The 25,433-nt window shown below is 58.8% G+C and carries 26 protein-coding genes and 5 pseudogenes; 11 read left to right on the top strand and 20 right to left on the bottom strand.

From position 1 onward, the window contains the following. Window positions 1-57 precede the first annotated feature (57 nt). From ONR75_RS13905 to ONR75_RS13885, 5 genes are all read left to right on the top strand, one after another. Window positions 58-774, top strand: coding sequence for a class I SAM-dependent methyltransferase (locus tag ONR75_RS13905; protein ID WP_265083106.1), 717 nt, complete (start codon window positions 58-60; stop codon window positions 772-774). Continuing rightward, window positions 771-1,967, top strand: a complete 1,197-nt coding sequence (locus tag ONR75_RS13900; protein WP_265083105.1) for a beta-ketoacyl-ACP synthase — start codon at window positions 771-773, stop codon at window positions 1,965-1,967. The genes ONR75_RS13905 and ONR75_RS13900 overlap by 4 nt, the downstream gene beginning before the upstream one ends. A gap of 13 nt (window positions 1,968-1,980) precedes the next feature. Next, on the top strand, window positions 1,981-3,297 hold the full coding sequence (locus tag ONR75_RS13895; protein WP_265083104.1) for a beta-ketoacyl-ACP synthase: 1,317 nt from the start codon (window positions 1,981-1,983) through the stop codon (window positions 3,295-3,297). Window positions 3,298-3,346: 49 nt separating this feature from the next. Continuing rightward, on the top strand, window positions 3,347-3,727 hold the full coding sequence (locus ONR75_RS13890; RefSeq protein ID WP_265083103.1) for a response regulator: 381 nt from the start codon (window positions 3,347-3,349) through the stop codon (window positions 3,725-3,727). Window positions 3,728-3,994: 267 nt separating this feature from the next. Then, window positions 3,995-4,213: a hypothetical protein gene (locus ONR75_RS13885; RefSeq protein ID WP_265083102.1), complete on the top strand. Its 219-nt coding sequence runs from the start codon at window positions 3,995-3,997 to the stop codon at window positions 4,211-4,213. A gap of 116 nt (window positions 4,214-4,329) precedes the next feature. Here the strand turns inward: ONR75_RS13885 and ONR75_RS13880 are convergent, their stop codons facing one another. The 3 genes from ONR75_RS13880 to ONR75_RS13870 form a co-directional block, all read right to left on the bottom strand. Continuing rightward, a complete protein-coding gene (locus tag ONR75_RS13880) occupies window positions 4,330-4,539 on the bottom strand; it encodes a hypothetical protein (protein ID WP_265083101.1) in 210 nt (69 codons plus the stop codon). Between the two features lie 103 nt (window positions 4,540-4,642). After that, window positions 4,643-4,870, bottom strand: coding sequence for a hypothetical protein (locus ONR75_RS13875; RefSeq protein ID WP_265083100.1), 228 nt, complete (start codon window positions 4,868-4,870; stop codon window positions 4,643-4,645). 80 nt (window positions 4,871-4,950) lie between these two features. After that, a complete protein-coding gene (locus ONR75_RS13870; RefSeq protein ID WP_265083099.1) occupies window positions 4,951-5,394 on the bottom strand; it encodes a hypothetical protein in 444 nt (147 codons plus the stop codon). Between the two features lie 401 nt (window positions 5,395-5,795). On the opposite strand from ONR75_RS13870, the pseudogene ONR75_RS13865 reads away from it, so the two are divergent. Next, window positions 5,796-6,003 (top strand): annotated as a pseudogene (locus ONR75_RS13865) (SulP family inorganic anion transporter); the annotation flags it as partial. A gap of 194 nt (window positions 6,004-6,197) precedes the next feature. Here ONR75_RS13865 and ONR75_RS13860 read toward each other — a convergent pair. The 17 genes and pseudogenes from ONR75_RS13860 to ONR75_RS13785 all read right to left on the bottom strand — a co-directional run bounded on the left by ONR75_RS13860 (window position 6,198) and on the right by ONR75_RS13785 (window position 21,708). Next, on the bottom strand, window positions 6,198-6,794 hold the full coding sequence (locus ONR75_RS13860; RefSeq protein WP_265083098.1) for a plasmid pRiA4b ORF-3 family protein: 597 nt from the start codon (window positions 6,792-6,794) through the stop codon (window positions 6,198-6,200). Next, window positions 6,791-8,399, bottom strand: a pseudogene (tnpC, locus tag ONR75_RS13855) (IS66 family transposase). The gene ONR75_RS13860 and the pseudogene tnpC overlap by 4 nt, the downstream one beginning before the upstream one ends. A gap of 94 nt (window positions 8,400-8,493) precedes the next feature. Then, window positions 8,494-8,841 carry an IS66 family insertion sequence element accessory protein TnpB gene (gene tnpB, locus ONR75_RS13850; RefSeq protein WP_265083097.1) on the bottom strand — a complete coding sequence of 116 codons (348 nt, stop codon included), beginning with the start codon at window positions 8,839-8,841 and terminating at the stop codon, window positions 8,494-8,496. Next, the gene (gene tnpA, locus ONR75_RS13845) at window positions 8,838-9,278 is read right to left on the bottom strand and encodes an IS66-like element accessory protein TnpA (RefSeq protein WP_265083096.1); all 441 of its coding nucleotides are present in this window, start codon (window positions 9,276-9,278) and stop codon (window positions 8,838-8,840) included. Before tnpA ends, tnpB begins: the two co-directional genes overlap by 4 nt. A gap of 724 nt (window positions 9,279-10,002) precedes the next feature. Continuing rightward, window positions 10,003-10,509: an NADH-quinone oxidoreductase subunit B family protein gene (locus tag ONR75_RS13840; RefSeq protein WP_265083095.1), complete on the bottom strand. Its 507-nt coding sequence runs from the start codon at window positions 10,507-10,509 to the stop codon at window positions 10,003-10,005. 13 nt (window positions 10,510-10,522) lie between these two features. Continuing rightward, on the bottom strand, window positions 10,523-12,031 hold the full coding sequence (locus ONR75_RS13835; protein WP_265083094.1) for an NADH-quinone oxidoreductase subunit C: 1,509 nt from the start codon (window positions 12,029-12,031) through the stop codon (window positions 10,523-10,525). Between the two features lie 17 nt (window positions 12,032-12,048). Further along, a complete protein-coding gene (locus ONR75_RS13830; RefSeq protein ID WP_265083093.1) occupies window positions 12,049-13,500 on the bottom strand; it encodes a hydrogenase 4 subunit F in 1,452 nt (483 codons plus the stop codon). Beyond that, the gene (locus ONR75_RS13825) at window positions 13,497-14,159 is read right to left on the bottom strand and encodes a hydrogenase-4 component E (RefSeq protein WP_265083654.1); all 663 of its coding nucleotides are present in this window, start codon (window positions 14,157-14,159) and stop codon (window positions 13,497-13,499) included. The genes ONR75_RS13830 and ONR75_RS13825 overlap by 4 nt, the downstream gene beginning before the upstream one ends. A gap of 5 nt (window positions 14,160-14,164) precedes the next feature. Then, on the bottom strand, window positions 14,165-15,121 hold the full coding sequence (locus ONR75_RS13820; RefSeq protein ID WP_265083092.1) for a respiratory chain complex I subunit 1 family protein: 957 nt from the start codon (window positions 15,119-15,121) through the stop codon (window positions 14,165-14,167). Continuing rightward, window positions 15,112-17,126: pseudogene (gene hyfB, locus ONR75_RS13815) on the bottom strand (hydrogenase 4 subunit B). Before hyfB ends, ONR75_RS13820 begins: the two are co-directional and overlap by 10 nt. Then, window positions 17,126-17,446 (bottom strand): helix-turn-helix domain-containing protein, encoded by a 321-nt coding sequence (locus ONR75_RS13810; protein WP_265083091.1) that lies wholly within the window; start codon window positions 17,444-17,446, stop codon window positions 17,126-17,128. The pseudogene hyfB and the gene ONR75_RS13810 overlap by 1 nt, the downstream one beginning before the upstream one ends. A gap of 194 nt (window positions 17,447-17,640) precedes the next feature. Continuing rightward, window positions 17,641-17,901, bottom strand: coding sequence for a S1/P1 nuclease (locus ONR75_RS32790; protein ID WP_413776472.1), 261 nt, complete (start codon window positions 17,899-17,901; stop codon window positions 17,641-17,643). A gap of 53 nt (window positions 17,902-17,954) precedes the next feature. Next, window positions 17,955-18,078 (bottom strand): annotated as a pseudogene (locus tag ONR75_RS13805) (transposase domain-containing protein); the annotation flags it as partial. Window positions 18,079-18,313: 235 nt separating this feature from the next. Continuing rightward, on the bottom strand, window positions 18,314-19,708 hold the full coding sequence (locus ONR75_RS13800; RefSeq protein ID WP_265083090.1) for an outer membrane beta-barrel protein: 1,395 nt from the start codon (window positions 19,706-19,708) through the stop codon (window positions 18,314-18,316). A 37-nt stretch (window positions 19,709-19,745) separates the two neighbouring features. Then, complete coding sequence (locus ONR75_RS13795) at window positions 19,746-20,111, bottom strand: hypothetical protein (protein WP_265083089.1); 366 nt, start codon at window positions 20,109-20,111, stop codon at window positions 19,746-19,748. Window positions 20,112-20,727: 616 nt separating this feature from the next. Continuing rightward, window positions 20,728-21,156, bottom strand: coding sequence for a hypothetical protein (locus tag ONR75_RS13790; RefSeq protein WP_265083088.1), 429 nt, complete (start codon window positions 21,154-21,156; stop codon window positions 20,728-20,730). Window positions 21,157-21,498: 342 nt separating this feature from the next. After that, entirely contained in the window at window positions 21,499-21,708 is a 210-nt protein-coding gene (locus tag ONR75_RS13785; RefSeq protein WP_265083087.1) for an alpha/beta fold hydrolase, read from the bottom strand. A gap of 428 nt (window positions 21,709-22,136) precedes the next feature. Between ONR75_RS13785 and ONR75_RS13780 the strand changes: the two genes are divergently transcribed. The 5 genes and pseudogenes from ONR75_RS13780 to ONR75_RS13765 all read left to right on the top strand — a co-directional run bounded on the left by ONR75_RS13780 (window position 22,137) and on the right by ONR75_RS13765 (window position 25,425). Further along, complete coding sequence (locus ONR75_RS13780; protein ID WP_265083086.1) at window positions 22,137-22,460, top strand: hypothetical protein; 324 nt, start codon at window positions 22,137-22,139, stop codon at window positions 22,458-22,460. Further along, window positions 22,457-23,902, top strand: coding sequence for a TIGR03768 family metallophosphoesterase (locus ONR75_RS13775; RefSeq protein ID WP_265083085.1), 1,446 nt, complete (start codon window positions 22,457-22,459; stop codon window positions 23,900-23,902). Before ONR75_RS13780 ends, ONR75_RS13775 begins: the two co-directional genes overlap by 4 nt. A gap of 416 nt (window positions 23,903-24,318) precedes the next feature. Beyond that, window positions 24,319-24,474 (top strand): annotated as a pseudogene (locus tag ONR75_RS13770) (arsenical resistance protein ArsH); the annotation flags it as partial. Window positions 24,475-24,532: 58 nt separating this feature from the next. Continuing rightward, the gene (locus tag ONR75_RS32785) at window positions 24,533-24,814 is read left to right on the top strand and encodes a tyrosine-type recombinase/integrase (protein ID WP_413776471.1); all 282 of its coding nucleotides are present in this window, start codon (window positions 24,533-24,535) and stop codon (window positions 24,812-24,814) included. 377 nt (window positions 24,815-25,191) lie between these two features. Next, window positions 25,192-25,425 (top strand): hypothetical protein, encoded by a 234-nt coding sequence (locus ONR75_RS13765; protein ID WP_265083084.1) that lies wholly within the window; start codon window positions 25,192-25,194, stop codon window positions 25,423-25,425. Window positions 25,426-25,433: the final 8 nt, after the last annotated feature.

Raw genomic sequence — 25,433 nt, 5'->3', positions numbered from 1 at the left:
TGTTATTTAATGCCTTGGCTCTTATATGGTGTCGCCGTGCGATTGTTAGGACGTTACTTGGGGCGAAACGGAGAGATCGAGATCGCCGAGTATTCGTCGGACGGCACGCGTGTGTATTTCGAAGAAGGGGTCCGGCAAAGCCAAGCGACGCCCGACGGCGAAAGCATCTTTACCTACGTGAAGCTGATGGAAGAGTTGCTGCGAACGTCGAATAACATTCTTGTCCTGGGGTGCGGCGGCGGAAACCTTGCCACCAAACTGGCCGGGCTCGGGAAACAACTGACGATCGTCGACAACAATCCAATCAGCTTCGTGATCGCGCAACAGTTTTTCAAGCTACCCGAAGATCTGCCTTGCATGGTCTCCGACTTCCGAAAGTACGTTTTCGAGGATCGCACGCAGTATGACGGCATCGCAATCGACGTGGGCGGCCCGGGCTTCCGTTTCAACGAGGAGTTTGATGCTGAGACTTGCGACGCGATCCGCGCCCGACTGGCCACCGGCGGGCGGATCGTGATGAACGTCACGGCCTCGAACGACATCGACCCTATCCCGGACCGGATCGCCGCGCGCCTGGCTGGTGACAGCCTGCATGCATGGATCGTCGACGAGCAAGGGATTGAAGATCGTAATGCAGTTATCGTCTGCGTTCCGGAGAAGCAGATAACTAGGCGTGTTTCCCTCAGGGACGCTATGCGCAACAACCATGAAGAGTGGTCGCTGCGCCGAGGAAGACTGCGCAGCCGCGATGTTGCCTGTGGCGCGCGCAGATGAAGAAGTCCACCCCGGAGCGCCGCGAGACTTGGATCACCGGCATTGGAATCGTCTCGTCCCTCGGAGACGGGCTGGAAGCGACTTGGCGCGCGCTCCAAACGGGCCACATCAATGTGGATGAAACAACATTTGCTCCCTGGATGGTACATCCTTTGGTTCCGCTCGCACTTGATGCTCAGATCCCCAAAAAGGGCGACCAGCGCCAGATGCAGGCGTGGCAGCGCATCGGCACCTATGCGGCGGGCCTTGCCCTGGATTCCGCAGGCATCAAGGACAACAGCGAGATATTGGCGCGGACGGACATGATCGTCGCGGCCGGCGGCGGTGAACGCGACCTGGCGGTCGACAGCGCTATTCTGACAGCGCGCGGCGGCGGGAATTCCGGGCCTGAAATGCTTAACGAACGGCTTATGAATGACCTGCGTCCGACGCTATTTCTCGCGCAGCTTTCCAATCTGCTGGCAGGCAACATTTCCGTCGTCCACGGCGTATCGGGCTCGTCGCGGACGTTCATGGGCGAGGAAGCCGCCGGTGTAGACGCCGTCCGAATCGCATGGGCAAAGATAGCGGCCGGCCAAAGCGAGATCGCGCTTGTCGGCGCGGCTCAGAACGCCGAGCGCAAAGAAATGCTGATGCTGTACGAATGCGGGGGCTTCAATCTCAAGGAAAAGATGTCTCCCGTCTGGTCCCGCAACGGTGGTGGATTCGCTCTCGGGTCCGGCGGAGTATTTCTCGTGCTCGAATCCAGATCCCATGCCGAGTCCCGCGGCGCGGTGCCGTTTGCGCGGCTCGTCAACGTCGTTTCCGCGCACTCCTCTCGCTCTGCGGCTGGCGGGGTGGAAGCCGTTCTAGGAGGCCTGTGGGAGGCTTTGGAAATCGAGGAAGAGCCATCGGCGATCGTCACCGCGGCCTCTGGTGCGTCCCCTGCGGCCGCTGAAGAAAGTGCCTTCCTTTCGGACCATGCCGATACTCCGGTTCGCGCAGTCGGAACTTCCTTCGGACATCTGGTGGAAGCTCAATTTCCGCTGGCGATGGCGATGGCGGCGCTGAGCATATCGCGCGGCGAATTATTTCCTTCGAACGACCCGTCCGGTTTTGAGGTCGAGACGAAAGAAAAGCCGTCTCGAGTCGTGGCCATCGGCGTCGGCCATTGGCGCGGCGAAGGTATGGCGCTCCTCGAGGCCATCGCTTGAAGAAAAATCGATCATGAACCTGCGCACACATCCTGCGGCGCCCCGCGCCACTTCCCTTTACCTCGATAGCGGCGGACGGCCGATCGTCGTCGTCACCGGCATGGGCGTCGTTACCTCGCTCGGCCAAGGCAAAGCGGAGAATTGGGCCAAGCTGACGACCGGAGTGTCCGGCATCAGCACCATCCGGCGCTTTGCCACACATGGCCTGAAGACCCGCATCGCCGGCTGCATCGACTTCGTGAAAGTCGAACCGTTCTCGTCGACAACCCTGGCCGAACGCCTAGCCGATATCGCGATCGAAGAGGCGATCGGCGAATCGGCGATTGGAAGAAAAGGAGACTTCCCGGGCCCCCTGTTCCTCGGATTGGCGCCGGTCGAGGTTGAATGGCCGCAACGCGAAGAAATAGCCCTGGCCTCGGGAGAAACCGGGACGATAGACTACGATATATTGCTTCGAACAAGCGCCAGCGGTCGTTTCGCCCATGTCCATGCGCGCTATCTTTTCGGTTCGGTTGCCGACCATGTCTGCGAGACGTTCGGCACAAAAGGATCGCCCATCTCAGTCTCGACGGCCTGCGCGTCCGGGGCGACGGCAATCCAGCTTGGCGTCGAGGCGATCAGGTGTGGCGAGACCAATGCCGCGCTGTGCATAGCCACTGACGGCTCGGTCAACGCCGAGGCCCTGGTACGTTTTTCCCTGCTGTCCGCGCTGTCGACACATAACGATGATCCCTGCGGTGCATCGAGGCCCTTCTCGAAAGACCGCGAAGGCTTCGTAATGGCAGAGGGTGCGGGTGCACTCGTTCTCGAAAGCCTTGAGGCCGCAAGGGCCCGCGGAGCCCGAATTTTGGGAGTGATCGCCGGTTGCGGCGAGTTGGCGGACACATTTCATCGTACCCGTCCGAAACCGGACGGCAAACCGATCGCGGATTGCATCCGCAAAGCGCTCATCGACGCGGACCTGACCATCGACCAGATCGACTATATCAACGCCCATGGCACCAGCACCGTTGAAAATGATAAGATGGAATATCTTGGCACTGCCGCAGTGTTCGGCGACCGTATCCGCAAGATCCCTGTTTCCTCCAATAAATCCATGATCGGCCACACGCTTTCTGCTGCCGGCATCATCGAGGCGATATTTACGCTGTTGACGTTGGAACACCAGCGGATCCCGCCCACCATCAACTATGATGCCCCCGACCCCGGAATTCTATTCGACGTCGTGCCCAACAAAGCGCGAGACGCGCGGCTTACGACAGGCATGTCGAATTCATTCGGCTTCGGCGGCCAGAATGTGTCGCTGATCATGAGACGGGATCTAAACTGAACTGAACAAGGCCGCGTCGAATGTAAATGCGAGAAAGCGCCAGGTCGACATGCTGTTGCTCCGAGATTGCCGTGCAGCCACAGTGCTTGTGGTGGAAGATGATGAAGTATTGCGCATGTGTTCGGCCGATATAGTCTCCGACGCCGGCTTCGCCCCCGTCGAAGCAGCGAATGCCGACGAAGCGGTGGCCATACTCGAGAGTCGGTCAGACATCGCGCTACTGCTTACCGATATCCAGATGCCGGGTAGCATGGATGGCCTGGAACTCGCCGCAACCGTCCGACGCCGTTGGCCGCGCATCAAGATTATCTTGGTGTCTGGAGGCGTCGAAGCGGCAGAGAGCGACATGCCCGCCGATAGCCGCTTTTTCAGCAAGCCATTCCGGTCGCTGCAAATGATCCAGGCGCTGCAAGAGATGATGCTGGCGTAGCGCCCTCCCCTTTCAGTTCAAGAGATGAGGCATTGCAATGAGCGGCGATCGATCCAGGCGGCTGAAGGTTGGGGAAGACGTGTACTGGCAAGGTCGGGCGAGTGATCGCGGCCAAGTTGTCGAAAACGGTTGGAGCGCGGTGAAGATACGTTGGGACAACGACGGAATCCTGAATTCGATCTGCCACAATGACATGCTTCACGTCGCTCTTACGCCCATGGAACCTTGATATTGAGATTGAACTGCCGGTCCATCGCTCGGCCAAGAATGGCGGCCAATACGTCCCCGATCGGCCGCACCATCATTGCGGACGGCGGCAAGGAGCAAGGAATGAAAATCATGACTATCGAAAAGCGCGAGCAATACGTCGGGTACGCTGAGTACTGCGTTATTCTGGCAAAACGCGCGACGGACATGGAGTGCCGGGAAATTTTGCGAGGAATGGCATCGGAATGGCTAAAATTGGTCGATGCCGCCGATCATTGACACTGGCTACGGTTCCACAGAATTTCGAATCCCGGGCATGTCGAACCTCGCTGTGATCCGGCCCCTGCATCTCCACGAACCCCGTCCGTGGTTCAGCCCTCGACGTTATGATTTCGTCAAACGGCGGAAAACAGTTTGTCCGTCGCTTTAACTAGGTGCCGTTCGGAGCTCCGAGCATCGGCCAAATGGCCGACGAGCGCCCCCGTTAGTGTATAGATGTTGGCACCCTTGATGCGATAGAGTTTCTCGCCCTTGAGGTTGAAGGCGTTCCCGCCCCGAACCACGCCGACCTGCGTCCCCGCACTGTTAAATATATTGCCGTCCACGATAGCCTCCTGAACTCAAGCGGGGGTCTGATGTTTCGCCCGGGCGATCGACGAAGCCGCAAGCAATTGCGCCAATTGGATCGCTATAAGAATTGACCAATATTCAGCCGCTTGGGGTACAGCGAGGGAGCGCAGGCTTAAAGTTCGGAATTTCCTTGGGAATGATCTTGATGGTCCAGCGTTGGGACTCGCTGGACTTCTCTTCCATGACCGAATGGACGATACCCGTCGCTACAATGTCGCCGACGGAAACGGCCGTGATCGCTCCCGAATACTGCGCCCTTCGGCAGAGTCGGGCTTCACTCACGTCGCTGGTGTAGATGACCTGCATGGATGTCCCAACCCCTTCCTTCGTTCTCCGACTTGGCGGGCGAGCCCTCGAACAGCCAGCAAACACCGCCAGAATTCGCTTCACCCGCGGCTGGCTTTGTCCTGCGCCTGGTTCGCTGCCTGGGCATTGGCCCCGAAAGCCGCGACACCGATGCTGGTAGTGGCGGACCACAGTACCTGTCCGGTTCCGAAAGGACCCAACTGCCACAAGTCTACAGGGACCGCCGTTGGCGAAGTAGCAATTGTCATTGCAGCCAGTCCAACCGTGCAGATCCAGAGGCAGAGGAGCAGTGTGCTGGCCGCAGCCGCCGGCTCCGAACGGTTCATTTTTCGGGATGCGGTAGCGATAGCAGCGGCCGTAGATTCCACAAACCGGTTTTTTGTAAGGGCTACCCCCACGGCGAGCAACAGGTACGTCAGCTTAAGTAGATGAACGACATCAAAAGAGAGGTCGTTCCGATCAAACCCGGGTTGGATGAGTGCAATGACGAAAGGTGTCGAAAGCGATATCGCCACGCCTTGCATAATTGCTCCGGAGATACCCGCGCGGACCAACGGCAAATGCGATGCAGTTTTCAAAGAGCAGATGCCCGAAACAAAGAGTTCCAGAAACCGTCAAACGACATGCCGACGGCATAGACCGCCCACAAATTATACCCCCCAAAACGGCACATGTCATGCCTCTTACAGTCTAAATAATGCTTGATATGTTTCTATTCACGTTTAATATATCCCATCTGCCGTCGACATTCCAGTGTCCGATTATCAAAAGTACACGCTGCGACGCACCGGAAAGACGGGATTTCGCACTGCGGCGAGGTCAACATCGAGGCTCCGCTGGAGCCGATTTGTGGGGCGCTCGATCAGGCGCCTATCCCCGGACCCCCTCATGAAATAGCAGAAATCTCTCCCCGCTTTTCAGGTCGATCTCGGCACCGACTGCGTCCGCCGCGATACTGAAGATAACATTGGGTGTGAGACAACGGCCTGCAATATCTGTTCGCATCAACTGTTCATATGGGTTTCATCCAGATCGCCGCCGCGACCCTGAGGCTCGGCCCCCTCATGAAATTTGTGTCACGCTCAGCGACGACTGGCTTTGTTAACGCGCTGGCGATACTGATCTTCCAGACAATGCCCGATGCCCCAGGCAGAGCAACGTCAGCCCCCATTGCCGCCGTCGGGCATGTCGCCAGCCGTTTCGTCTGCATCCGGCTGATCGTCAACACGTCAACCGCGACGATGGCGCCATCGTTCGGAGCGCCGAACACCACTCCGAACCCAGCTGCGTCGCGCGAGCATCGTAACCATCCGCCGAAGACCGCAGGCTATGTTGCTTTTGGGCGCTTGGCAGTCGTCCGGGACCAGCGCTTGGCGAGAATCATAAGTTCGTCCGCCAGCCACTCGGGATTGACGACGGACGGATCAAAGTTTTCCGGCATCCATTCCTTGCACTCTTCATGGCGCTCGTGCTTCGGATCGCTGATGGCCTCGAGGGCTTCGGCGTAGCCGATTGGACCACCCACATCTTCCGGAGGGCAGCGCCCAACGGCCTCCAGGAGGCGCGGATAGCGGATGCCAAATTCCGGATCGATCAGCCGCTCGATCTTGATGGTGTGGTCCCAACCATCGCCGAAGTCATAGAGATAGCGCAGGGTTCTGGTTCCGGTGTCTTCGATAATATCGTCGAGCCGCGCCTTGCGGGCGTCGAGCGGGCCGTCGGGCCAATCTGGATCGGGCTGTCCCCAGCCAGCGCCGCCGGCGCGGATTTCATAGAGATGGCTGTTGGTCCAACCCATCGCTGCCTGCACTATCAGATGCAGGCGGTCCAGCCGAATGTCGAACGGAACCTCGACACGGCGCAGCACCGCGGGCTCGACATCGTCGAGCGTGATCTTGAGACGGGCGATGGTATCGGCGGTCATGCCGCCATTGTACGACGCTCGCGGGCCGCCGCCCAGTGCCACGGTAGCAGCGCGGCGAGATCAGCGCTGCTGTGGTCGTTGATGCGGGCCAGAACGTCGGCAAGCCAGGCCTGCGGATCGACGTCGTTGAGCTTCGCCGTCATGATCAGCGTGGCCATGGCCGCCGCTCGGTCGGCACCGCGTTCCGAGCCGGCAAACAGCCACGACTTGCGCCCCAGTGCAAATCCACGAAGCGCCCTCTCAGCCGCATTATTTGTCAGACAGATCCGGCCATCGTCGACGAAGTGAGCGAACCGGCCCCAACGCTTGAGCATGTAGTCGATCGGCTTGGCGACAGAGGCCGATCGTGACAGGCGAGACCGCTCGTCGCGCAGCCATGCTTCCAGAGCAGCCAGCAGCGGCGCACTCTGTTGCCGGCGCACCCGCAGGCATTCATCGGCGCTCAGGCCATTGAGGCCGCGCTCGATGTCGAACAGCGCGTCGATGCGCTTGACCGCCTCCAGCGCAATCGGCGAGATCGCCGGCGCGTTCTTGCCGCGACGGGCATTGGCAGCGATATCGGCCAGTTCGAAGAACTGACATCTTGCATGGCTCCAGCATAGCGCCGACGTGATCGGTCCCGGCGAACGAGACGGCTCGTAAAGTCCGTTATACCCGCCATAGGCGTCAGCCTGCAGAATGCCGGCGAAGCCTTGAAGATGCCCGAGGGGTGTTCATGCCTTCGATCCCGTGATGCGTAATAAAGCGCCGCCGGCGGCGCGCAACTGCCAAACGGACGATCGTCGCGGACATAGGTCCAGATATGGCCGGTGACCGTCTTACCTTTCGCCAGGATCGGCACAGTGGTGTCGTCGCCATGTAGACGTTCGGCTGCAAGGACATGGGCCTCGATCAGCGCATGCAGGGGCTGCAGCACCATCGTGCAGGTACCAACCTGGTCGGCCAGCGTCGAGACCCCGAGGTCAATGCCCTCGCGCCGGTAGCGCTCGCTCTGCCGGTTCAACGGCTGATGCTGACCGAACTTCTCGAACAGGATCATCGCCAGCAAATTCGGCCCGGCGAAGCCGCGTGGCGTCACATGGAACGGCGCAGCGGTTGCGTGATGATCTCGCAGTTTCGGCACGAGAACCTCTCCCGCACTGTCTGGATCACCTTCCATTGCCGCGGGATCACTTCCAGCGTCTCGGTGACGTCCTCGCCCAATTTCGACAGCCTCAAGGACCCACAGCACGGACAGCTCTGCGGTGCGGCGATCACCACACGCTCGCGCGGCAGATGATCAGGGAAGGGTTTGCGCGACGGCCGCTTGCGTTGGAATGATTGGATCGTTTGCGCCCGGGCGGCCGCCTGTTCAGCCGCCAGTTCATCCTCGGTCGCCGCAGCCTCGAGATCTTCCAGCTGCAATTCCATCTGCTCAAGCAGCCGCGCCTTGCGCTCCGAACGGCTGCCGTAAAGCTCGCGGCGCAGCTTCTCGATTGCCAGTTCGAGATGGGCGATCAGGGCTTCGCTGCTGGAAAGATCCGCCTGCGCATTGGCCGCCTCGGCCTTGGCGATCGCAGCATTGCTCTCAGCTTCAAGACGCGCAGCGCGCTCCGCGATGATCATCGCATGGGCAGCGGCAAGATCCGATGGAAGCGGTTCATAAGCGTCTTTCATGGCAATGATGGAATCACATCCGCCGCCATCTGCAAGCCCAATTTCAGCCGACCGAGGTCGGACGCCAGGTTTCCTGCGGATGGCGCCAGTCAATTCCAGACAGAAGATAACTGAGCTGGGCGGGCGAGATCGTCACCGCACCGTCGGCCTGGCTTGGCCAGAGGAAACGCCCGCGCTCCAACCGCTTCGTGAACAGGCATGCGCCCTGGCCGTCATGCCAGATCACCTTCAAAAGATTGCCGCTGCGACCGCGGAAGCAAAACAGGTGCCCGCTCAGCGGATCCCGCCGCAGCACCTCCTGCACCTGAAGCGACAGGCTGGCAAAGCCCTTCCGCATGTCGGTGTGCCCGGTCGCCAGCCACACCCGCACATTGCCCGGCATCGGGATCATGGCCGTTCCAGCAACGCCAGAACCCGCGCCAGCACCGTCACATCGACGCCATGGTCGACAATCACCCGATGCCCGCGCACTAGCACGATCTCAATCCCTCCCGGCGTCGCACCCCCGCATGGCTGAGGTAGCTCACTCCGTCGCATGGCATCAAGTCGTTCCGGCATGGGCGACGCACCATTGTCGCCGATGATCGCCGATGCAAAAGTCGTCATCTCATCCGCTTCCGCCAGTCGGCCATCCCGGGCCAACCGCCGCCATGTGAACAGCTGGCTCGCAGACAAGCCGTTCCGACGCGCTGTCGCCGACACCAGCCGCGGGCCGGCATAGCTCTCCGCAACGACCCGTTGCTTCTCCTCAAGCGTCCAGCGCCGCCGCGCCCCCGTCGCAACGACGTCGAGACGGGAAATCTTCGGAATAGGCGTATGACTAGTCATACGCCTATGTCTTCACCGTCCCCATACATCTCGCAAGGCGGCCCACGGCGGAGGGATACCGAGCATCCGACCAGCGCCGCTTTGGCTATCGCCGCCGGTCCAGATGTGGCGCATCGCAGGCGCCCTCATCAACTACAAGAAGCTGCGGCTTTGGATGTCGAGGAGCGCCTGCAGCTCAGACTGCACGGCGGTCTCAAACAGGCGTTGGGCGCAAGGCTCTGACGATTTTTCTCAAGAGCCCGATCCGCGAAAAGTCGCCCAACTTCCTCTACGAAACGCCGATCGACAGAAACCTATGCGAGATCAAATGTAGGCTGAAGCGATCGAAATGACGCCACAGGCCACCGCGAACAATATCGCGCCGACGGCGGATGGGCCAAAAATTGCGTACAAGATCGCCCCCACGATGAAAGTGAGCACGGCTGAAAACGCGCTTCGAATTACAATACTTCCGAACGATTCATTCGCGTCGTTATCTTTTGATATCATGGCGCTATCGCCTGACCGAACGTCTACCCATCGAAAAGAATGGGCCAATCCCTAGCGCCGCAAATCATACTCGCTATTTATAGATCGTGCCATTACGAGAGAAGACTTTGTGGTCAAAGTCGATATCGAGAACATCGCGATAGAATTCAGGGCAAGGTTAAGCGCTTCACCTACGATGTGAGAAACGCCTTTCGGCCCTTGCGAATAACGGATCGAGATAGTCCGAATCGTGCCTTCAATCGAACAATGCAAGCAGGCCCCGTAAAATCTTGATCGGCGGCGGAGGACAACCGGGAATATGAAGATCGACAGGAATTACTTGCGAAACACCTCCGACCACAGCATAGCTTCCAGCAAAGCAGCCGCCATCTCGGCCGCAATCGCCTACGGAGACGACCCATTTCGGATTGGGAATTGCATGGTAAGTAAGCTCTAACGCCTGGCGCATATTCTTCGTCACCGGTCCGGTTACCAACATCAGATCGGCATGACGTGGCGACGCTACGAACCGGAATCCGAAGCGCTCCACATCATAGTATGCGTTGTTCAACGCATGAATTTCAAGTTCGCACCCATTGCAGGAGCCGGCATCGACTTCTCGTATAGAGAGGCTCTTTCCGAGACGCTTTCGCGCGGCAATGCCCACAGCCCTTGCCAGTTGGGCCTGCGCTTCATCGTCTCCAGACGGCGCCTTTTCGGTGAACGGCCGGCGAAACAGGCTTTCAAAAAGCAGCTTGCGCATCTTGTGCTATTCCTCAGAGATCGTGGCCTGAATAGGAGCAGTTGAAGGATTTGTTGCAAAGCGGGAAGTCGGCGGCGATATTGCCTTCAATTGCGGCCTCAAGAAGTGGCCACTGAAACCACGACGGGTCGCGCAGATGACATCTTTCGACCTGCCCCTCGCGCAAGCGAAGCCAGACAAGGATGTCGCCGCGGAACCCCTCGACGATCGCCATGCCTTCGCGTACCTCGCGCTGGCTCCCGACATGCTCGCCCGTCGGGCCCCGGGGAAGCCGGGTCAGTATCTCGTCAATTAGTGAAAGAGACTGCTCGACTTCCCGCACACGGATCCACACGCGCGCATTGACATCCCCCTCATGCAGGGTCGGCACCTCGAAGCGCAGGCTATCATAGGGCGGATAGGCAAGGGACCGCCGCGCATCGAAGGATCTTCCGGAAGCGCGACCTATGTAACCCCCTGCTGCATATTGTTTGGCCAATGCGGGCTTGAGCAAACCCGTATCAACCGTACGATCCTGCAGGGATGCTGTATTGTCGTAAAGTTCGACCAGCGCGGGTAAACGGAGAGAGACGTCGTGGACCGCGGTCAGGATCGCCCCTCTCCCGCCGTCGCTTAGGTCACAGGCAACACCCCCGGGTAGGATGATGTCCCGCATCAGGCGGTGACCGAATGCGGTACCGGCAGCGCGCAGTATGCTCTCGCGTAGCACGCTGGTATGCGCGTGAATCAAGCCGAACGAGGCGTCGTTGCAGATGGCGCCGAAGTCGCCGAGATGGTTGGCAAGCCGCTCGAGTTCCGCCAGCAACGCGCGCAGCCAGACCGCGCGATCAGGTGCGACTAGGTCAAGGGCCGCTTCTACCGCTCTCGAAAACGCATAGGCATAGGCGACAGTGCTGTCGCCCGATACGCGTCCAGCCAGTCGGACGGCCCGCTCGAGACTGGCGCCAAGCATGAGTCCCTCGACACCTTTGTGCGCATAGCCCAGCCGTTGTTCCAGTCGGACTATGGTCTCCCCGCTTGCTGTGAATCGAAAATGTCCGGGCTCGATGATACCCGCGTGCACCGGACCGACGGCGATCTGGTTCAGGCTATCGCCTTTCACAGGCAGGAAGGGATAGGGCGATAGCTGCGAAAGGCCGTCCAGGCGATCTCCCAACGGGAAGCGCACGTCCCAACGGTCATGGTCGAGCCACGGACGCGGATCGGGCAAGCCCTCTGCCGACAGTCCGAACAGGTCGCGGATGGCGCGCTCCAATCGAACCGCCGGCGGATGATGCTTGCTGACTGACGGATAACTGCGATCGGGACAATCAAGGCTGATGACACCGATTTCTGCCGTCTTCTCGTCCATCAAGGCCATATGTACCGTCGAAGGTTCCGCCCACAGGCCGAGCAGATTCCAGTTGCCGTGCGCCAGTTCGTCTGCTGCACGTTTCCAGACGGAGGCATCGACCGCGGATCGCGGCCATGGGCTGTGCTGGACTGGGCATCCTTCCTGCAAGAGATTGGTCAACGACGGCATCGCCCTCTGTCCTCACGCTATCCGAGAAGATTTGCGACATGCTGGAACCAGACGACGAGCGGCGACGGAAGATATACGCCCGCGATCAAGACCAACGAGAGATGCGCAACCATCGGAACATAGGAAGCGTTTGAAGGGGCGAGGCTGCCGCGAGGATCGCCGAACGCGACGCTTGTGAGCCGCAGCATCAACGCACCGAAGGCCAGCAAAATTCCGAAGACGAGTATGATCGCGAGCAACGGCTGCCGCGCGAAGGTGGAGCTCACGACGAGGAATTCGCTCATGAAGATCCCGAGAGGCGGCAGTCCCGCGATCGCGGCGACACCGACCACCAGACCCCAGCCGAGCATGGGATGGCTCTCCGTCAACCCCCGGATCCGGGCAATTCGCTGGGTTCCCTTGACCTGCGAGATGTGGCCGACGGCATAGAAGATCGCCGACTTGGTCAGGCTGTGCATGACCATGTGCAGCAGCCCCGCGAAGTTCGCGAGCGGGCCGCCCATGCCGAACGCAAAGACGATGATGCCCATGTGCTCGATCGAGGAATAGGCGAACAGGCGCTTGATGTCGCGGCGGCGGTAGAGCATGAAGGCTGCGAAGACGAGCGAAAGCAACCCCATCGTCATCATCAGTGGACCGGGCGCGATCGCGTTCGGATTGACGGCAAGCAGTATCTTGAAGCGCAATAGCGCATAGAGCGCGACATTCAGGAGCAGCCCCGACAGCACGGCCGATATCGGCGTCGGACCTTCGGCGTGCGCGTCGGGAAGCCATGCATGCAGCGGCGCCAGGCCGACTTTGGTGCCGTAACCGAGAAACAGGAATATGAAAGCGACGTTCAGAAGGGCGGAGTCGAAATCCGCCGCATGCTGGACCAGGAGCGTCCAGACCATGGCGTCCTGGCCCTCTCCGACAACCGGTCGCGCCGCCATGTAGACCAGGATGGTGCCGAACAGCGCGAAGGCGATGCCAACGCTGCCGAGGATGAAGTACTTCCACGCCGCTTCGAGGGCGGCGTGGGTGCGATAGATGCCGACCATCAGCACCGTGCTCAGCGTCGCGATTTCGACCGCCACCCACATCAGGCCAATATTGTTCGATACGAATGCGAGATTCATGCCGAACATCATGATCTGATACATCGCGTGATAGAATCGCAAGTATGCGGGCGTCAGCCGGCCGGTCTCGAGTTCATGGGCGATGTAGCTCGCGCTGAAGATGGATGTGGTGAAGCCCACGAAGGTGTTGAGCACGATGAACACGATGTTCAAATCGTCGATCAGCACGTATTGCTCAGGCTGCGGGCGATCGATCGCGAGCAGCGAGAGCGCCGAAATGAATGTCGCCAGACTTGCCGCCACGTTGAGCCGTGCCGTCAGCCGGTAGCCGGGCAGCACGGCCAGCGCCGCCGCCGCCCCGATGGGGATGAGCAGGACCGCCACCACCGGATTGAAGTGATCGATGTTCATCGTCGCCCGTCCCGGTAGTCGTCCAGCGCGGAAATGTCCACCGAATCGAAGCGCTCGCGGATTCGGAACAGGAAGATGCCGATGACGATGAAGGCGATGAGGATGGAGAAGGCCACGCTGATCTCGACGACGAGCGGCATGCCCTTGGCGCCTGTGGCTGCCAGCACCAATCCGTTCTCGAGCGACATAAAGCCCACGACCTGACTGACTGCGTTGCGGCGCGTCACCATGACCATAAGACCGAGCAGCACCACCGACAGGGCGAAAGCGATATCCTCCCGCGCCAGCGGATCGGCTTCCGCGGTGACCCGCAGCATCAATACCATCGACAGCGCGACCAGACCCATTCCCGCCAGCATCGTTGAGCCAATGCCGACGGCGGACTCGATATCGCGGTGAATGCCGAGCTGCTTGACGATGCGGTGCAGCGCCACCGGGATGATGATCGCCTTGAAGACCAGCGCGATTGCCGCGGTCACGTAGAGATGAGGCGCATCCTGGATGTAGGCTTGCCAGGCGACGGAAAGGGCGAGCAGCAGAGCGTGCGCCGCGAATACGTTGAGCAGCGAATAGAGCCGGTCCTGATACAGCATCATGAAGCTGATGAGGACGAGTCCGCCGGCAAGCGTATGGGAGATGTCGAAGGCGAGGCTGTGCATCTGCATCAGAAACTCCTCGATACGAACAGCAGGAGCGTCCCGAGCAGGCCGAGCATGAGCGCGGCGCCGAGAAACTGCGGAACGCGAAACACGCGCATCTTGGCGGTCGCCGTCTCGAACATCGCGAGCAGAAAGCCGGCGACCGAAATCTTGATGATGTAAGCGCCCGCGCCGATAGCGTAGGCCAGCGGTCCGGCGCCGAACAGGGCGATCTTCCAAGGGAAGAAGACGCAGGCGATGAGCGAGATGTAGAGCAGGAGCTTGAGAAACGCGCCGAATTCGATCATGGCGAGGTGGCGCCCCGAATATTCAAGCACCATCGCCTCATGCACCATGGTGAGTTCGAGGTGGGTCGCGGGATTGTCGACCGGGATTCTGGCGTTCTCAGCGAGAGCGACCATGATCAGCGCGACCAGCGCCATGCCGAGCGATACCCGCAGGCCGACGTTGGACGACCCCATGAAATCCGCGACCGTCGAAAGCTGGGTGGAACCCGCGACCAGCGCCATGCAGAATATGATCAGCAGCATCGCCGGCTCGGCGAGGGCTGCGATCATGACTTCCCGGCTTGAACCGATGCCGCCAAAACTTGTGCCGACGTCCATCCCGGCAAGCGCCAGAAAGAAGCGCCCACTTCCCAACAACGCCACGATGGCAATCAGATCCGCCGTCCAATTGAACAGGAGTCCTGTCGCGAAGGTCGGTACCAGGGCGGCGGCGACCCAAGTCGCGGCAAATGTCACATACGGCGTCACGCGGAATAGCCACGACGCGTTGTCGGCCAGGACGACCTCTTTCCTGAGAAGGCGCAGTAGATCTCGGTACGGCTGAAGGATCGAGGCTCCTTTGCGACGCACCAACCGAGCTTTGATCTTGCGTATGAAACCGGTGAGCAACGGCGCAAGCAGGAGCACCAGCGCCATCTGGATAGCTTGAACGAGGATGTCGGAGATCACGACCATATCGCGAGCACCAGGAGCAGCGTGACGAGGGTGGCAAAGACGAGGCTGAGATATCGACGGATGGTAAGGAACTGCAGGCGATTGAGCCGGTCCGCCGCGTATCCGACAGCGCCCACGATGGGAATGTACATGCGCTCCCAGACGAGATCATGCAGTTCGATCCTGAGCTGCGCTGGCCGAGGATCTCCTGGCGCCGGCATATCGACATGGTCGCTGGCGCGAAAAACAACGGTGCCGAAAATCCGACGGATTGGTTGAGCGAAGCTTCCGCCCGAATACTGAGCCGCAGGGGTCGGGTCGGCGAAGCCACAACCCCACGCTGGCGCACGCCGCAACGCGTGAGAGGCGAAGCGGTGAATGAAATAGACGGCAAGCGATGCCGATACTGCGACGAACACCATCACAAGCATGCCGTTGTAGGAGCCCCGGCGTTCCGCGATCGGCACGATCGACAGCCACGGCATGTCTGCCTGCATCGGCATGCGGGCGCCGAGGATCGCCGTGGCGATCGGCGAAAGGGCGTCGATCACCAGGCCCGGCAGAATTCCGGCGGACAGACAAAGCGTGGCGAGGATTGCCATTGCCGAAAGCGAATATCGGTCGGCTTCTACGGCATGTTCCGCAGCCGGGCTGCGGGGCCGCCCGAGGAACGTGATGCCAAATACCTTGACGAAACATGCTGCAGCCAAGGCCGCCGCCAAGGCCATGACGGCGCCGACTGCGGGCACCATGATCTTCAGGCCCCATTGCGGCAATTCGGGACTTTGCAGAATGGCCTGAAAGATGAGCCATTCCGAGACGAACCCGTTGAACGGCGGAAGCGCTGAGATTGCGATGCAGCCGATGAGAAAGACGATGCTGGTGAACGGCATCCGGTGGATGAGGCCGCCCAGTCTGTCCATGTCACGTTCGCCCGTCGAATTCAGGACGGCGCCTGCCCCGAAGAACAGCAGGCTCTTGAAGAAAGAGTGGTTGAGCACGTGAAACAGCGCTGCCGTGAAGGCGAGCGCGGCCGCGGGTTTCATTCCATTTGCCTGAAATGCCAAGGCAAGCCCGAGACCGACGAAGATGATGCCGACATTTTCGATCGTGCTGTAGGCCAGTAGGCGCTTGAGGTCGTTTTCCATCAACGCGTACAGGATTCCCATCACGGCGCTGATCCCGCCGAGGAAGAGCACGATGACGCTCGCCGACCAGGTCGGCTGTCCCAACAGATCGAATACGACCCGAATAAAACCATAGATAGCCACCTTCGTCATGACGCCGCTCATCAGCGCCGAGACGTGGCTGGGAGCAGCTGGATGAGCAAGCGGCAACCAAACGTGAAGCGGCACAAGGCCAGCCTTGGAACCGGCCCCAAGCAGCATCAGGATCAAGACCGACGTCGCCACGTAGGGCGTGTGCTGAGCAGCCCGAATTGCATCGAATTCATAACTTCCAGCGGGGCCAGCAAGGAGGCCGAAGGCAAGCAGGAGCGCGAGCGTGCCGAAGCTTGCCATAACGAGATAGACGTAACCGGCCTTCGCATTGGCCTTCACCCGGTGATGCGTCATAACGAGCGCCCAGGATGCCAGCGACATGAACTCCCAGCAAAGCAAGTATGAAAACGCGTCGCTCGCCATCACGACAAGGTTCATGCCCGCTAAAAAGGCGGGGAAAAAGGCAGCACGCGGTGCGGCGCCGGCTCGTGATGACCGTAGCCCATGCCGTAAAGGCTTGCCGCAGCTCCCCCGAGATTGACGACGACTAGGAAAAAAGCGGCCAGTGCGTCGAGCCGGAAATGCGCCCCGAGCCAAGGCAATCCAATCGGAAGCGTCAGGTCGGAGGCGGTCACCGTGCCGCCAACCAGCCCGCGAATAGACCCGAACAATGCAACCACACACACCGCGAATGTAGCGCTGTAGACCACTGCTGTGGAGCTTTTCGAACGACCCAGAGCTATCGCAAGAACAGCAACTCCCAATAATCCTGCGACACACGACATTTGTAAAACGACAGCAGGCATCACGTGCCCACCCTTTTACCGCACGCCGCTCTGTTTTCGGCTTGATTGTGCAGACAGGTCTCGGCCGAACCCGAGTTGATCTTCTGCCTCGCACCACGCCTCGATGGAGGCCCGACGGCGCCTTCGTCGACCATCTCGATCACCGCTACGTCGAATACAGAAATAAGGTTCGCCAGTGAATCGGCATTACCCCGAACCATTGTCTCACTCGCCTCCATTTGTTGAATGGTAGGCACGGAAAGCCCGGACAATTCTGCGAGCTGGCGCTGACCAATGCCGACAAGCACACAGCCAGCCCCCAATTGAGCCGCTGTGATCATCGGATTGCCCCACCGCGGGATTTCGGAAGAATGCCTAGCATCATTCTCAAACAATGTATTAATGTCAACAAGCGATATCCTATATATCTATATTGATGGTTTTCTGTGGCGGTGCGATGAAACTCGATCGGAGGCAGGTAGGCTAGGCGCTCAAGGGAACATCTTATGAATCTCACGAAGCAAACGACCGCGACCTATTTGCAGTCCCGGGCTCGGTCATAACGAATGCGATCGGGCGCGATTTCGACGACGTGCCAATCGTAGGTTTCCGGCCTGTCTTCTTCTCTGATTGCGTCCGCCCAGACGGACACTTCAGCCATCGCGTGCGGGCCTTCACCAAGAAGGTCCCGGACTTCTGCGGTCGCCGGTTGGGAGAGATGGCGAGATGCAATTTCGGCCACTGTCCTGTGGCCCAGTTCTCCCCACGCGAAACCGGAGCCCGGCGTGCCGATCAAGAAGATCAGAGCTGTTCATCGTAAGCATCCGCTGAGGACCGCGTGGCGCTCACTCAAGCTGCCTGATCCACCTGCCGGCTACTGTCGCGCCAATTCCACGGCAACAGGTCGTCGAGCCTTTGGACGGGGTGCCCAGCGGGCCAGGACATAGGCGAGCCAGGCCTGTGGATCCACGTCAGTCGCGGGAATTCATCATGGCCAGCGGTCATAACCGCAACCAAGGCCGAACATATGACCGCACCGTCCTGCGCTCTTCAAAACTTGTGAAAAACCCTTTGCCGATCGGGCCGTTCCACATATGAGTCAGAGCCAATATTGCAGGCCGAATGACAGTAGGTCAGCTAGCCGATAGCCCCGGGCGGGGACCCGCCCGGGGCTAAGTTGCCAAAACTCGCAGATTCAATCGAAGCGATTAGCTACCGTTAAACTTGTATGACGCCTGCACAAACACTCCGGATTGCTCAACAGCTGCTCTAAAGGGAATCGGTGGCGGAGCTACAATGGGAGCACCCTCAGCAATGACTCGTGTTTTCTGTGCGTCCGTCGTCCACATACCCCAGTATCGGCCTCCCACACCAATGCTGAACTGGTCAGTAACCATATAGGACAGAATGGACTCAAACTGCACGCCTCTGCCATGGCCCCACTGCGGGTCTACGCTTGCGAGTACGCCGCTGTTCCCGAAGAAATGGTTGTCTTCGCCGTTGAACTTTACATAGGGCAAATACGCGGCTTCACCACTAAGCTTGATACGATCAGTCAGCATCATCTCTCCGGCGATTCCCAAACGTAACGCCTGCCATTTGTCGTATTCAGTAAGGATTGCACTGCCTGTAGGTGGGACGGACTGAAACCCTGGGTTTCCTGGGGCACAAGGGGCGGCAGGATTGGCCGGGCTGGCTATTTGGGTGCAGCCATAAGCATTCAGTTTTTGTTGGTAATAGAAGTAGCCGGCAAACGCTCCGACCTTGTACGCAGGGCCCCGTAGAAAATCGTATCCAGCATCGACTACTGCGTATCTAGAACGCCCGTTCACTTCCGGAGAATTCGTATTTGTATAGGCCATAGTCGGGTCGATGCCGAAATCCTCGTCGTTTATATGACCATTCTTTATAGTTCCGCCACCTACGAACCCTTTTACGAACCAATTCATCGGCATATCCACGCGCGCGAACACCTCGCCTGAACTCGTTATCAAATCGTCGTAGGTCAGTCGCGAGATGCTTGATAGTGGATTGGCCTCCGGTTGCCCCAAGCCATATTGGAACTGGCTCCAACCAGCCACATAGCGACCGCCAACTTCCACTGCCCAGCCGCCAGCCGAGTTTACAAGCGGCGGCGCCTTGTAGGCAGCCTTCATAGGGTAGCCAAGCGAACCAAAGGCCCAGCTTGCCCCCGGGTCTGCGCCCCACTTGTAATTTAATCCGACTTTGAATTCGTGGATGCCCTGCGCTACGCCGGATGTACCAGGAGGAACAACTGCCGTGATCGCGCCCGCTCCGTTAATCGTGGTGCTGCCAATATTTGCGACGTTGAAACTGCCAAAACCGAGGTAGTCATACTCAAGTTTCAGCGACCAGGCTGGCGACAAAGCCTGCTCGACGCCAGCACCGACAGTCCCGCCGAACGTATTGTATCTGGAGCTATTCGACGCGATGGCGGGTCCACTGGGCCCGAACCCAGTACCGGGAGCAAGATAGTTATTTGTTGCCATATCAATCTTGTCATGCGCCCACGCGAAACCACCCTTTGCATAGACCAGAGTATGCCCTTGCGGGCCAGCTGCGTATCCAATCCGGCCGGTCAAAGTACCCGTCGCATCCTTACGCACTCGGCAGGTTGAGTTAAACGCGTCGCCCGCCGACGCAAAGCACGTGATGGTGCCGTCCAGAATCTAACATACTAATGTCGGCCTCAACGCCGAACACCCAGGGCGATCCCGGTGCCTCCCAATTGTAGCCAGCCTGAACGCCGCCGAAAAAACCGGGAGACCTGACCTTGCCGAATATCGAAGGGCCGAAGGAATCGGAAAAGTTGGTCGTGCCCACGGCACCGCCGACGTGTGCACCAATATAGAAGCCGGTCCAACTCCACGGCGCCACATAGGGCACGGCTTTGACGGGCATGTCCGCAGCGTTAGCTACCTGCCCGCCAACCGACGCCTTAAGTAGAGCAACAAAAACGACGCCACCAAGTAAAACGTGTTTCATGACACCCCCGGGCACCGTGCGAGAACGATTCAACAACTATATCATGGTTTTCAATACGCCTTTCGCTTTCGTGTACGTTGATCCTCCTCAAAAGGCCGGCCTGTCCGCCGTATAAAATATTGCCGTTTTGTTATTCTACGTCGCACAGTTGGCGCTCGCAAATGACCGTACAGGGCCAAAATGCTACCAAGCACAACCCTTACGGCTCCCTCCTCCGGTTCATTTCAGGCGGAATCCCTTGTTGCGGAACAGGTTGATGCAGGCGTCCACAGCGGTCGGATCGTAACCTGTTCCTTTCCCCGCCTCGGCCAAGGCCACGTTGAGACGAAGCGCCTCGCGTCAGGGGGCGACGCGCCATCATCGCCTCCACGGTGCCGCCGCGACCAAAGTGCGATACCGCCGCTCGGAGAGAGCCATATCACCGTGGCGGACAAAGCGATGCACCTAGCCAAGACCAATGGACGTGACCGGATCGAGGACTTCCTGACTCCCGAAGCCGGAGGCCCCGAACTGGCGCCCGCCACAGCGGTGCTCGCCTGATTGCCGAACTCGTTGCGACTTCAGCGTCTTCGACGGACTGTGTCATCTGCCGAAAGCCGCGCCCTATCGGAGCAGGTCAATCGGGATCGTCTGGTTCGGTAGTCGTCGGTCCGGCCTGGCCTGGCGCTGGATTGTCGAGCGCGCTGCAAGACGGATCCGTTTCCGACGCAGGCGGCCCCCGATCCGCGAATTCAGGGTCAACCGCTAAGGTCATGTCCATTCGCGATCGGATCCAGCTGTGGAGCTTTGCTTCAGCAAGCCGGGCTCGAAGAGGCTCATCCGCATCGCGTAACATGCGCGAAATACGCCATCCATCTGGATCGTCGTGATTGATAGAATACTGGCGAAGCGCGTATGCCGCTTGTTCAAAAGTCCAAGAATACCTTCCATTGATTTTGATTCGTTGATTCAGTGCTGGATTGACCTGGCCTTTCTCAAGTCGTGTCGATCGGGATTTGAAAATGCTGCCGCGGATGCGCGCGAGAGCGTCTGGCAACCAAATCATTCGACGACCTCCGTCCATCCGGTCGAGGGGGCGGTGCGATCAGTATCGCTTTTTCGGAATCGCCAAAAAATCGGAGGTCGTTTTTCACGATCGGCTTCCTTGAGAGCCTCCAGAAATTCTCAATATTATCTCTGAGAGATTGACGACGGGTCGTCTCAGGCTCCTGTCTCGCGCCTCGCATGCCTCGAGCGCGAGTGTCATCCGCGCGTCGTCGTCTCGCGGAAGAAACGGCCAGAGCATGGGGGCTCCGTTCGGGATCAAGGGGAGAGCCGGAATGCTGCATAATGTGCTCCTCTTCGACATTCGAATTTGCAAGTGCACTGCCGCTGGCTACTCTCATGTTCAAGTGGTTACGTCTGGGAGCGCAAACTCCAGCGCGATCATGCCACCCAGGGAGAGGCCAACCAGATCGACAGAGCTTATATCCAGATGAGCGAGCAGTGTTTCGATATCGTCCGCGAGCGCGGCAACGCTAAAGGGCACCGTCAGCTTGCCTGACGCGCCATAGCCGGCATGATCGGGCACGATCACCTGAACCTTTGTGCGCGCCATGATGCTGCCATGCTTTGGAAGCCAGACTAGAGTTTGTCCCGCACGGTCGCAGCGCTGTCAATGTAGACGCGCCTCAGGAAAGAGAAGATCTCCATGGGAAAACAGCATCATCGGCTACGAAAGTGGACCACCGGCGGTTAGAGTTTTCCGGCTCTGTCATGATGGCGGGCTGGTTACGCCATCATGGTTTTGCAACGTAGTCGGGGCTCTTTGCCCGATTGCCCCCTGTGGGCGTTCTTCGCTGTAGTATCTGCAACCACCCTCGCGCGCGACGGCGGCAACGGCTTAGCGGTCAATAGCGGGATCAGGGTATCGTTCTAGTAATCGGCGAATTCAGCTCGGCGCGCCACAATCATCAGCGGGCCTTCCTTTTGGGACACGCCAGCGGGCCGCCGTGATCGTCGACAGGGAAAATCAGGAGGCAGGGCATGACCAGGATTTCACGTCGTGATTTTGGGGTAAGCGTCGGAGCACTGGCTGTTTCCACCTTCACCTTCCGCAAGGCCCGCGCAACGAGTCAAAGTCAGCTCGAAGGCTATCCGATTGCGTCGGATGTTTCCACAACACTGCGGAGGACGGTGGTGCCTGGCCCAACGCCTTCGGCGAAGATCGAGCTTCATGAGCTTTCGAAATACAAGCAATACGGCTTCGGCAACTGGGCGTTTGGCGATCCTCTCAAATCCGTCACGCGGACCGATATCATGCCGGCGCGCTATGACGGTTCAACAGTCACCAAAAAGCAAAACTGTTGACGTTCTTTACCATCAGCGACATCCATATCACCGACAAGGAATCTCCCAATCAATTGATCTATCTTCAACGCCTACACAAGACATTGCCGGTCAGCGCTTCGCTCTATTCGGGAATCATGCTGTATACGACGCATGTTCTCGATGCGGCTGTTCAGACGATTAACGCCCTTCATAAGAAGGAACCGTTCGATTTCGGCATCTCTCTGGGCGATGCCTGCAACAGCACGCAGTACAACGAGCTGAGGTGGTATATTGACGTCCTCGACGGCAAGGTTATCAGCCCAAGTTCCGGGGCTCATCTCGGAACCGAAACGATCGATTATCAGAAATCGTTCAAGGCCGCGGGGCTCGACAAGACGATTCCCTGGTATCAGACTCTCGGCAATCACGATCATTTCTGGATCGGTTCGATCCCCGTGGACTATAGCCTTAGAACCGATCTTCGACAGTCATTCATTTCCGACGAAGTCTTCGCCACGGGAGATGTCCTCGCCAACCCCGCACAAATAAGGGACCATATTTACTATATGGGCGTAATCGACGGCTCGACTCCCTACGGTGACATCAAATACGCGGGGCCTGCCCCGGACTTCAGGAGCCCGCCGAAGGTTATCGCCGACCCGGACCGCCGTTCACTTTTGAGAACGGAGTGGATGAAGGAATTTTTTACGACATCATCAAGTCCGGTCGGCCACGGCTTCAATTTGACTGACGCCAGAAACGGCTTTGCCTGTTTCAGTTTTGTGCCGAAGTCGGCGATACCGATCAAGGTTGTCGTGCTCGACGACACACAAAGCGAAGACGATAGCTCTACCGACATCCATGGGCATGGTTTTCTCGACCAGGCACGATGGAGCTGGCTAAAAACGGAACTTGCAGATGGCGATGCCGCCGGTCAGATGATGATCATTGCCGCGCACGTCCCGATCGGCGTTGAAGTGACCTCACCTGCGTCCGAAATGGGTTGGTGGACCGATCCACAAAATGCTGTCACCCTGCCGGATCTAGTTGCTGAACTTCACAGCCATCCGAATTTGATCATGTGGGTTGCGGGGCATCGTCATTTGAATACCGTCAAGGCATTCATATCGCCTGATCCGGTCAACGCTCCTGAAAAAAGCTTCTGGCACGTCGAGACGTCATCGTTAAGGGATTTTCCGCAGCAGTTCCGCACTTTTGAGATCTACCTCAACAGCGACTATACAATTTCAATCGTTGCGACCGACGTTGATCCAGCGGTCGAGGACGGAACGCCCGCTGCGACGTCGCGTAAATATGCGATCGCGGCGCAGCAGATCGTCCATGCGGATATATATATATCTAATCCAACCAATGATCCGACCATAGAGCCGATGCCGACCGGCTCGTACAACGCTGAGCTTGTGAAGACATTGAGCGCTACGATGAAGGCGAAGATGGAGTCACTGTTCCCAACGCTATAGCGGACGATAGCCATGGTCGGGAAGCTCACGGAGCTTCGTCCCGCCGGCCTTGTCGCTGCCACCTGTAACGATTACGCTTCTCGTCGCTTCATTCCTATCTGATCCTAGCCTATGCCGGGTCGGAAAACGCCGCCGAAGATGTCGACTTCTATTACGCCGCCAACGCGGCCGGTCGCCTGCTCGGCATCACATTGTCGGGCGTTCTCTATCAGGCCAGCGGCATCACCGGATGCCTCGTCGGCTCGGCGATCATGCTGCTGCTCTGCTGCTTCATCACGTTCCTCATTCCGCTACATCCTGTTCCCGTTGCGGAGAGCTCAAGCGCGTGAGACTCTGCTGACCATCGGAGGAGCTGTTGATCATCCTGCCGAATCCGCACATCGGTCAGCGCGTCAAAGAAGGCCGCGAGATCATCGATGCAGGCTAACCTTCCGAACATTGACCCGGCCGCCTTCCACGTTCCAGACGCGGCCCTCTTGAGCTAGAATTCCGCCATCAACCATCGGCCGCGTATTCTGCTGCTCTATGGCTCGCTGCGTGAGCGTTCGTTTAGCCGCTTAGCCGTCGAGGAGCCCTCGTCCGCCTGGGCATTTCACTCGATTAGGCAAGTAGAAGACCATCTGGGAAGGAATGCTGCCTTCCAAGAGATCAAAGAGACTGCCGAGTCTGGCCGGTATTCCGGAAGCCGACAAAATTTCGCCGAAAACGCTACGGCATGCCTTCGGAGCGCATCTGCTGCAGAACGGCGCCGACCCGAGTTCGGTTCACGCGATGCTCGGACATGCTGTGATGGGATCGATGGAGATGTATGTGGAGGCTATGTCGAGCCGAAGAGATACCGAAAGCTCGGTAAGGCCGCCCTCATGGGACCTTGGTCGCTCCAGAATTGATCCGCATCAATTCAATCCGTAAATTTTCGTCCTAAATTATTCTAGTCAACTTACGATGCAAAGGAGCTGTCCATGATCTCTCGTAGAGTGGGCGCGGCACCTGCTGAATTTCCGCAAAAGAGAAGAGATGTGCTTGCCGACAGCGGTGGCCACGGCCCGATGTCAGAGCAAGACGCCGTAGGCTCTCACGGTCATGAGATGTATCCGCAAGGATTTGTGCGGTTGGTCGGCTGTCATGGTTCAGGAAAACACGAGGCAGCGTATCGTCTACACTAATCCCTACGACCACCGTTCTCACATCGTCGGTTCCGCCGCGGTGATCGTGGAAAGTGTCTGCCGTTTCACTGAAATCGTTTTAGTCACCCGCTATATTACGCGGTGGTTGCTCGGAGTCGTGACATGCCCAGTCAACCCAGTGATCTTGCCGCCCGGCTATCTAACAGCCGCGAGCCGGACAAAGGATTGTTGCGAGAGACATTCACATTGCCGGTCGAAGCGGCTCGCCTTAAGGCTCGCGAGGTTCTCGACCAGTTCCCGCAGGGCGACTACATGGCGATTGTTGAACATTGGCGACAACTGCCGGACGGACAGATCGAATTCACGGTGCGGCGTCTGCAGGCAGCGCATCCATAAGGTTGTTT

Source organism: Rhodopseudomonas sp. P2A-2r (assembly GCF_026015985.1).
Classification (GTDB): Bacteria; Pseudomonadota; Alphaproteobacteria; order Rhizobiales; family Xanthobacteraceae; genus Tardiphaga.
This window is presented reverse-complemented; position numbering and strand designations above follow the sequence as displayed.

Excerpts from the sequence above, each read along its gene's own strand:
- ONR75_RS13890 (WP_265083103.1), top strand. The coding sequence starts at position 3,347 with ATGCTGTTGCTCCGAGATTGCCGTGCAGCCACAGTGCTTGTGGTGGAA.
- ONR75_RS13790 (WP_265083088.1), bottom strand. The coding sequence starts at position 21,156 with ATGATTTGGTTGCCAGACGCTCTCGCGCGCATCCGCGGCAGCATTTTC.
- ONR75_RS13875 (WP_265083100.1), bottom strand. The coding sequence starts at position 4,870 with ATGCAGGTCATCTACACCAGCGACGTGAGTGAAGCCCGACTCTGCCGA.
- ONR75_RS13825 (WP_265083654.1), bottom strand. The coding sequence starts at position 14,159 with ATGCACAGCCTCGCCTTCGACATCTCCCATACGCTTGCCGGCGGACTC.
- ONR75_RS13785 (WP_265083087.1), bottom strand. The coding sequence starts at position 21,708 with ATGGCGCGCACAAAGGTTCAGGTGATCGTGCCCGATCATGCCGGCTAT.
- ONR75_RS13810 (WP_265083091.1), bottom strand. The coding sequence starts at position 17,446 with ATGATCACAGCGGCTCAATTGGGGGCTGGCTGTGTGCTTGTCGGCATT.
- ONR75_RS13780 (WP_265083086.1), top strand. The coding sequence starts at position 22,137 with ATGACCAGGATTTCACGTCGTGATTTTGGGGTAAGCGTCGGAGCACTG.
- ONR75_RS13870 (WP_265083099.1), bottom strand. The coding sequence starts at position 5,394 with ATGCAAGGCGTGGCGATATCGCTTTCGACACCTTTCGTCATTGCACTC.
- ONR75_RS13765 (WP_265083084.1), top strand. The coding sequence starts at position 25,192 with ATGCCCAGTCAACCCAGTGATCTTGCCGCCCGGCTATCTAACAGCCGC.
- tnpA (WP_265083096.1), bottom strand. The coding sequence starts at position 9,278 with ATGACTAGTCATACGCCTATTCCGAAGATTTCCCGTCTCGACGTCGTT.
- ONR75_RS13795 (WP_265083089.1), bottom strand. The coding sequence starts at position 20,111 with ATGAAACACGTTTTACTTGGTGGCGTCGTTTTTGTTGCTCTACTTAAG.
- ONR75_RS13895 (WP_265083104.1), top strand. The coding sequence starts at position 1,981 with ATGAACCTGCGCACACATCCTGCGGCGCCCCGCGCCACTTCCCTTTAC.
- ONR75_RS13860 (WP_265083098.1), bottom strand. The coding sequence starts at position 6,794 with ATGACCGCCGATACCATCGCCCGTCTCAAGATCACGCTCGACGATGTC.
- ONR75_RS13840 (WP_265083095.1), bottom strand. The coding sequence starts at position 10,509 with ATGCGCAAGCTGCTTTTTGAAAGCCTGTTTCGCCGGCCGTTCACCGAA.
- ONR75_RS13835 (WP_265083094.1), bottom strand. The coding sequence starts at position 12,031 with ATGCCGTCGTTGACCAATCTCTTGCAGGAAGGATGCCCAGTCCAGCAC.
- ONR75_RS32785 (WP_413776471.1), top strand. The coding sequence starts at position 24,533 with ATGCTGCCTTCCAAGAGATCAAAGAGACTGCCGAGTCTGGCCGGTATT.
- ONR75_RS13885 (WP_265083102.1), top strand. The coding sequence starts at position 3,995 with ATGGCGGCCAATACGTCCCCGATCGGCCGCACCATCATTGCGGACGGC.
- ONR75_RS13830 (WP_265083093.1), bottom strand. The coding sequence starts at position 13,500 with ATGAACATCGATCACTTCAATCCGGTGGTGGCGGTCCTGCTCATCCCC.
- ONR75_RS13820 (WP_265083092.1), bottom strand. The coding sequence starts at position 15,121 with ATGGTCGTGATCTCCGACATCCTCGTTCAAGCTATCCAGATGGCGCTG.
- tnpB (WP_265083097.1), bottom strand. The coding sequence starts at position 8,841 with ATGATCCCGATGCCGGGCAATGTGCGGGTGTGGCTGGCGACCGGGCAC.
- ONR75_RS13900 (WP_265083105.1), top strand. The coding sequence starts at position 771 with ATGAAGAAGTCCACCCCGGAGCGCCGCGAGACTTGGATCACCGGCATT.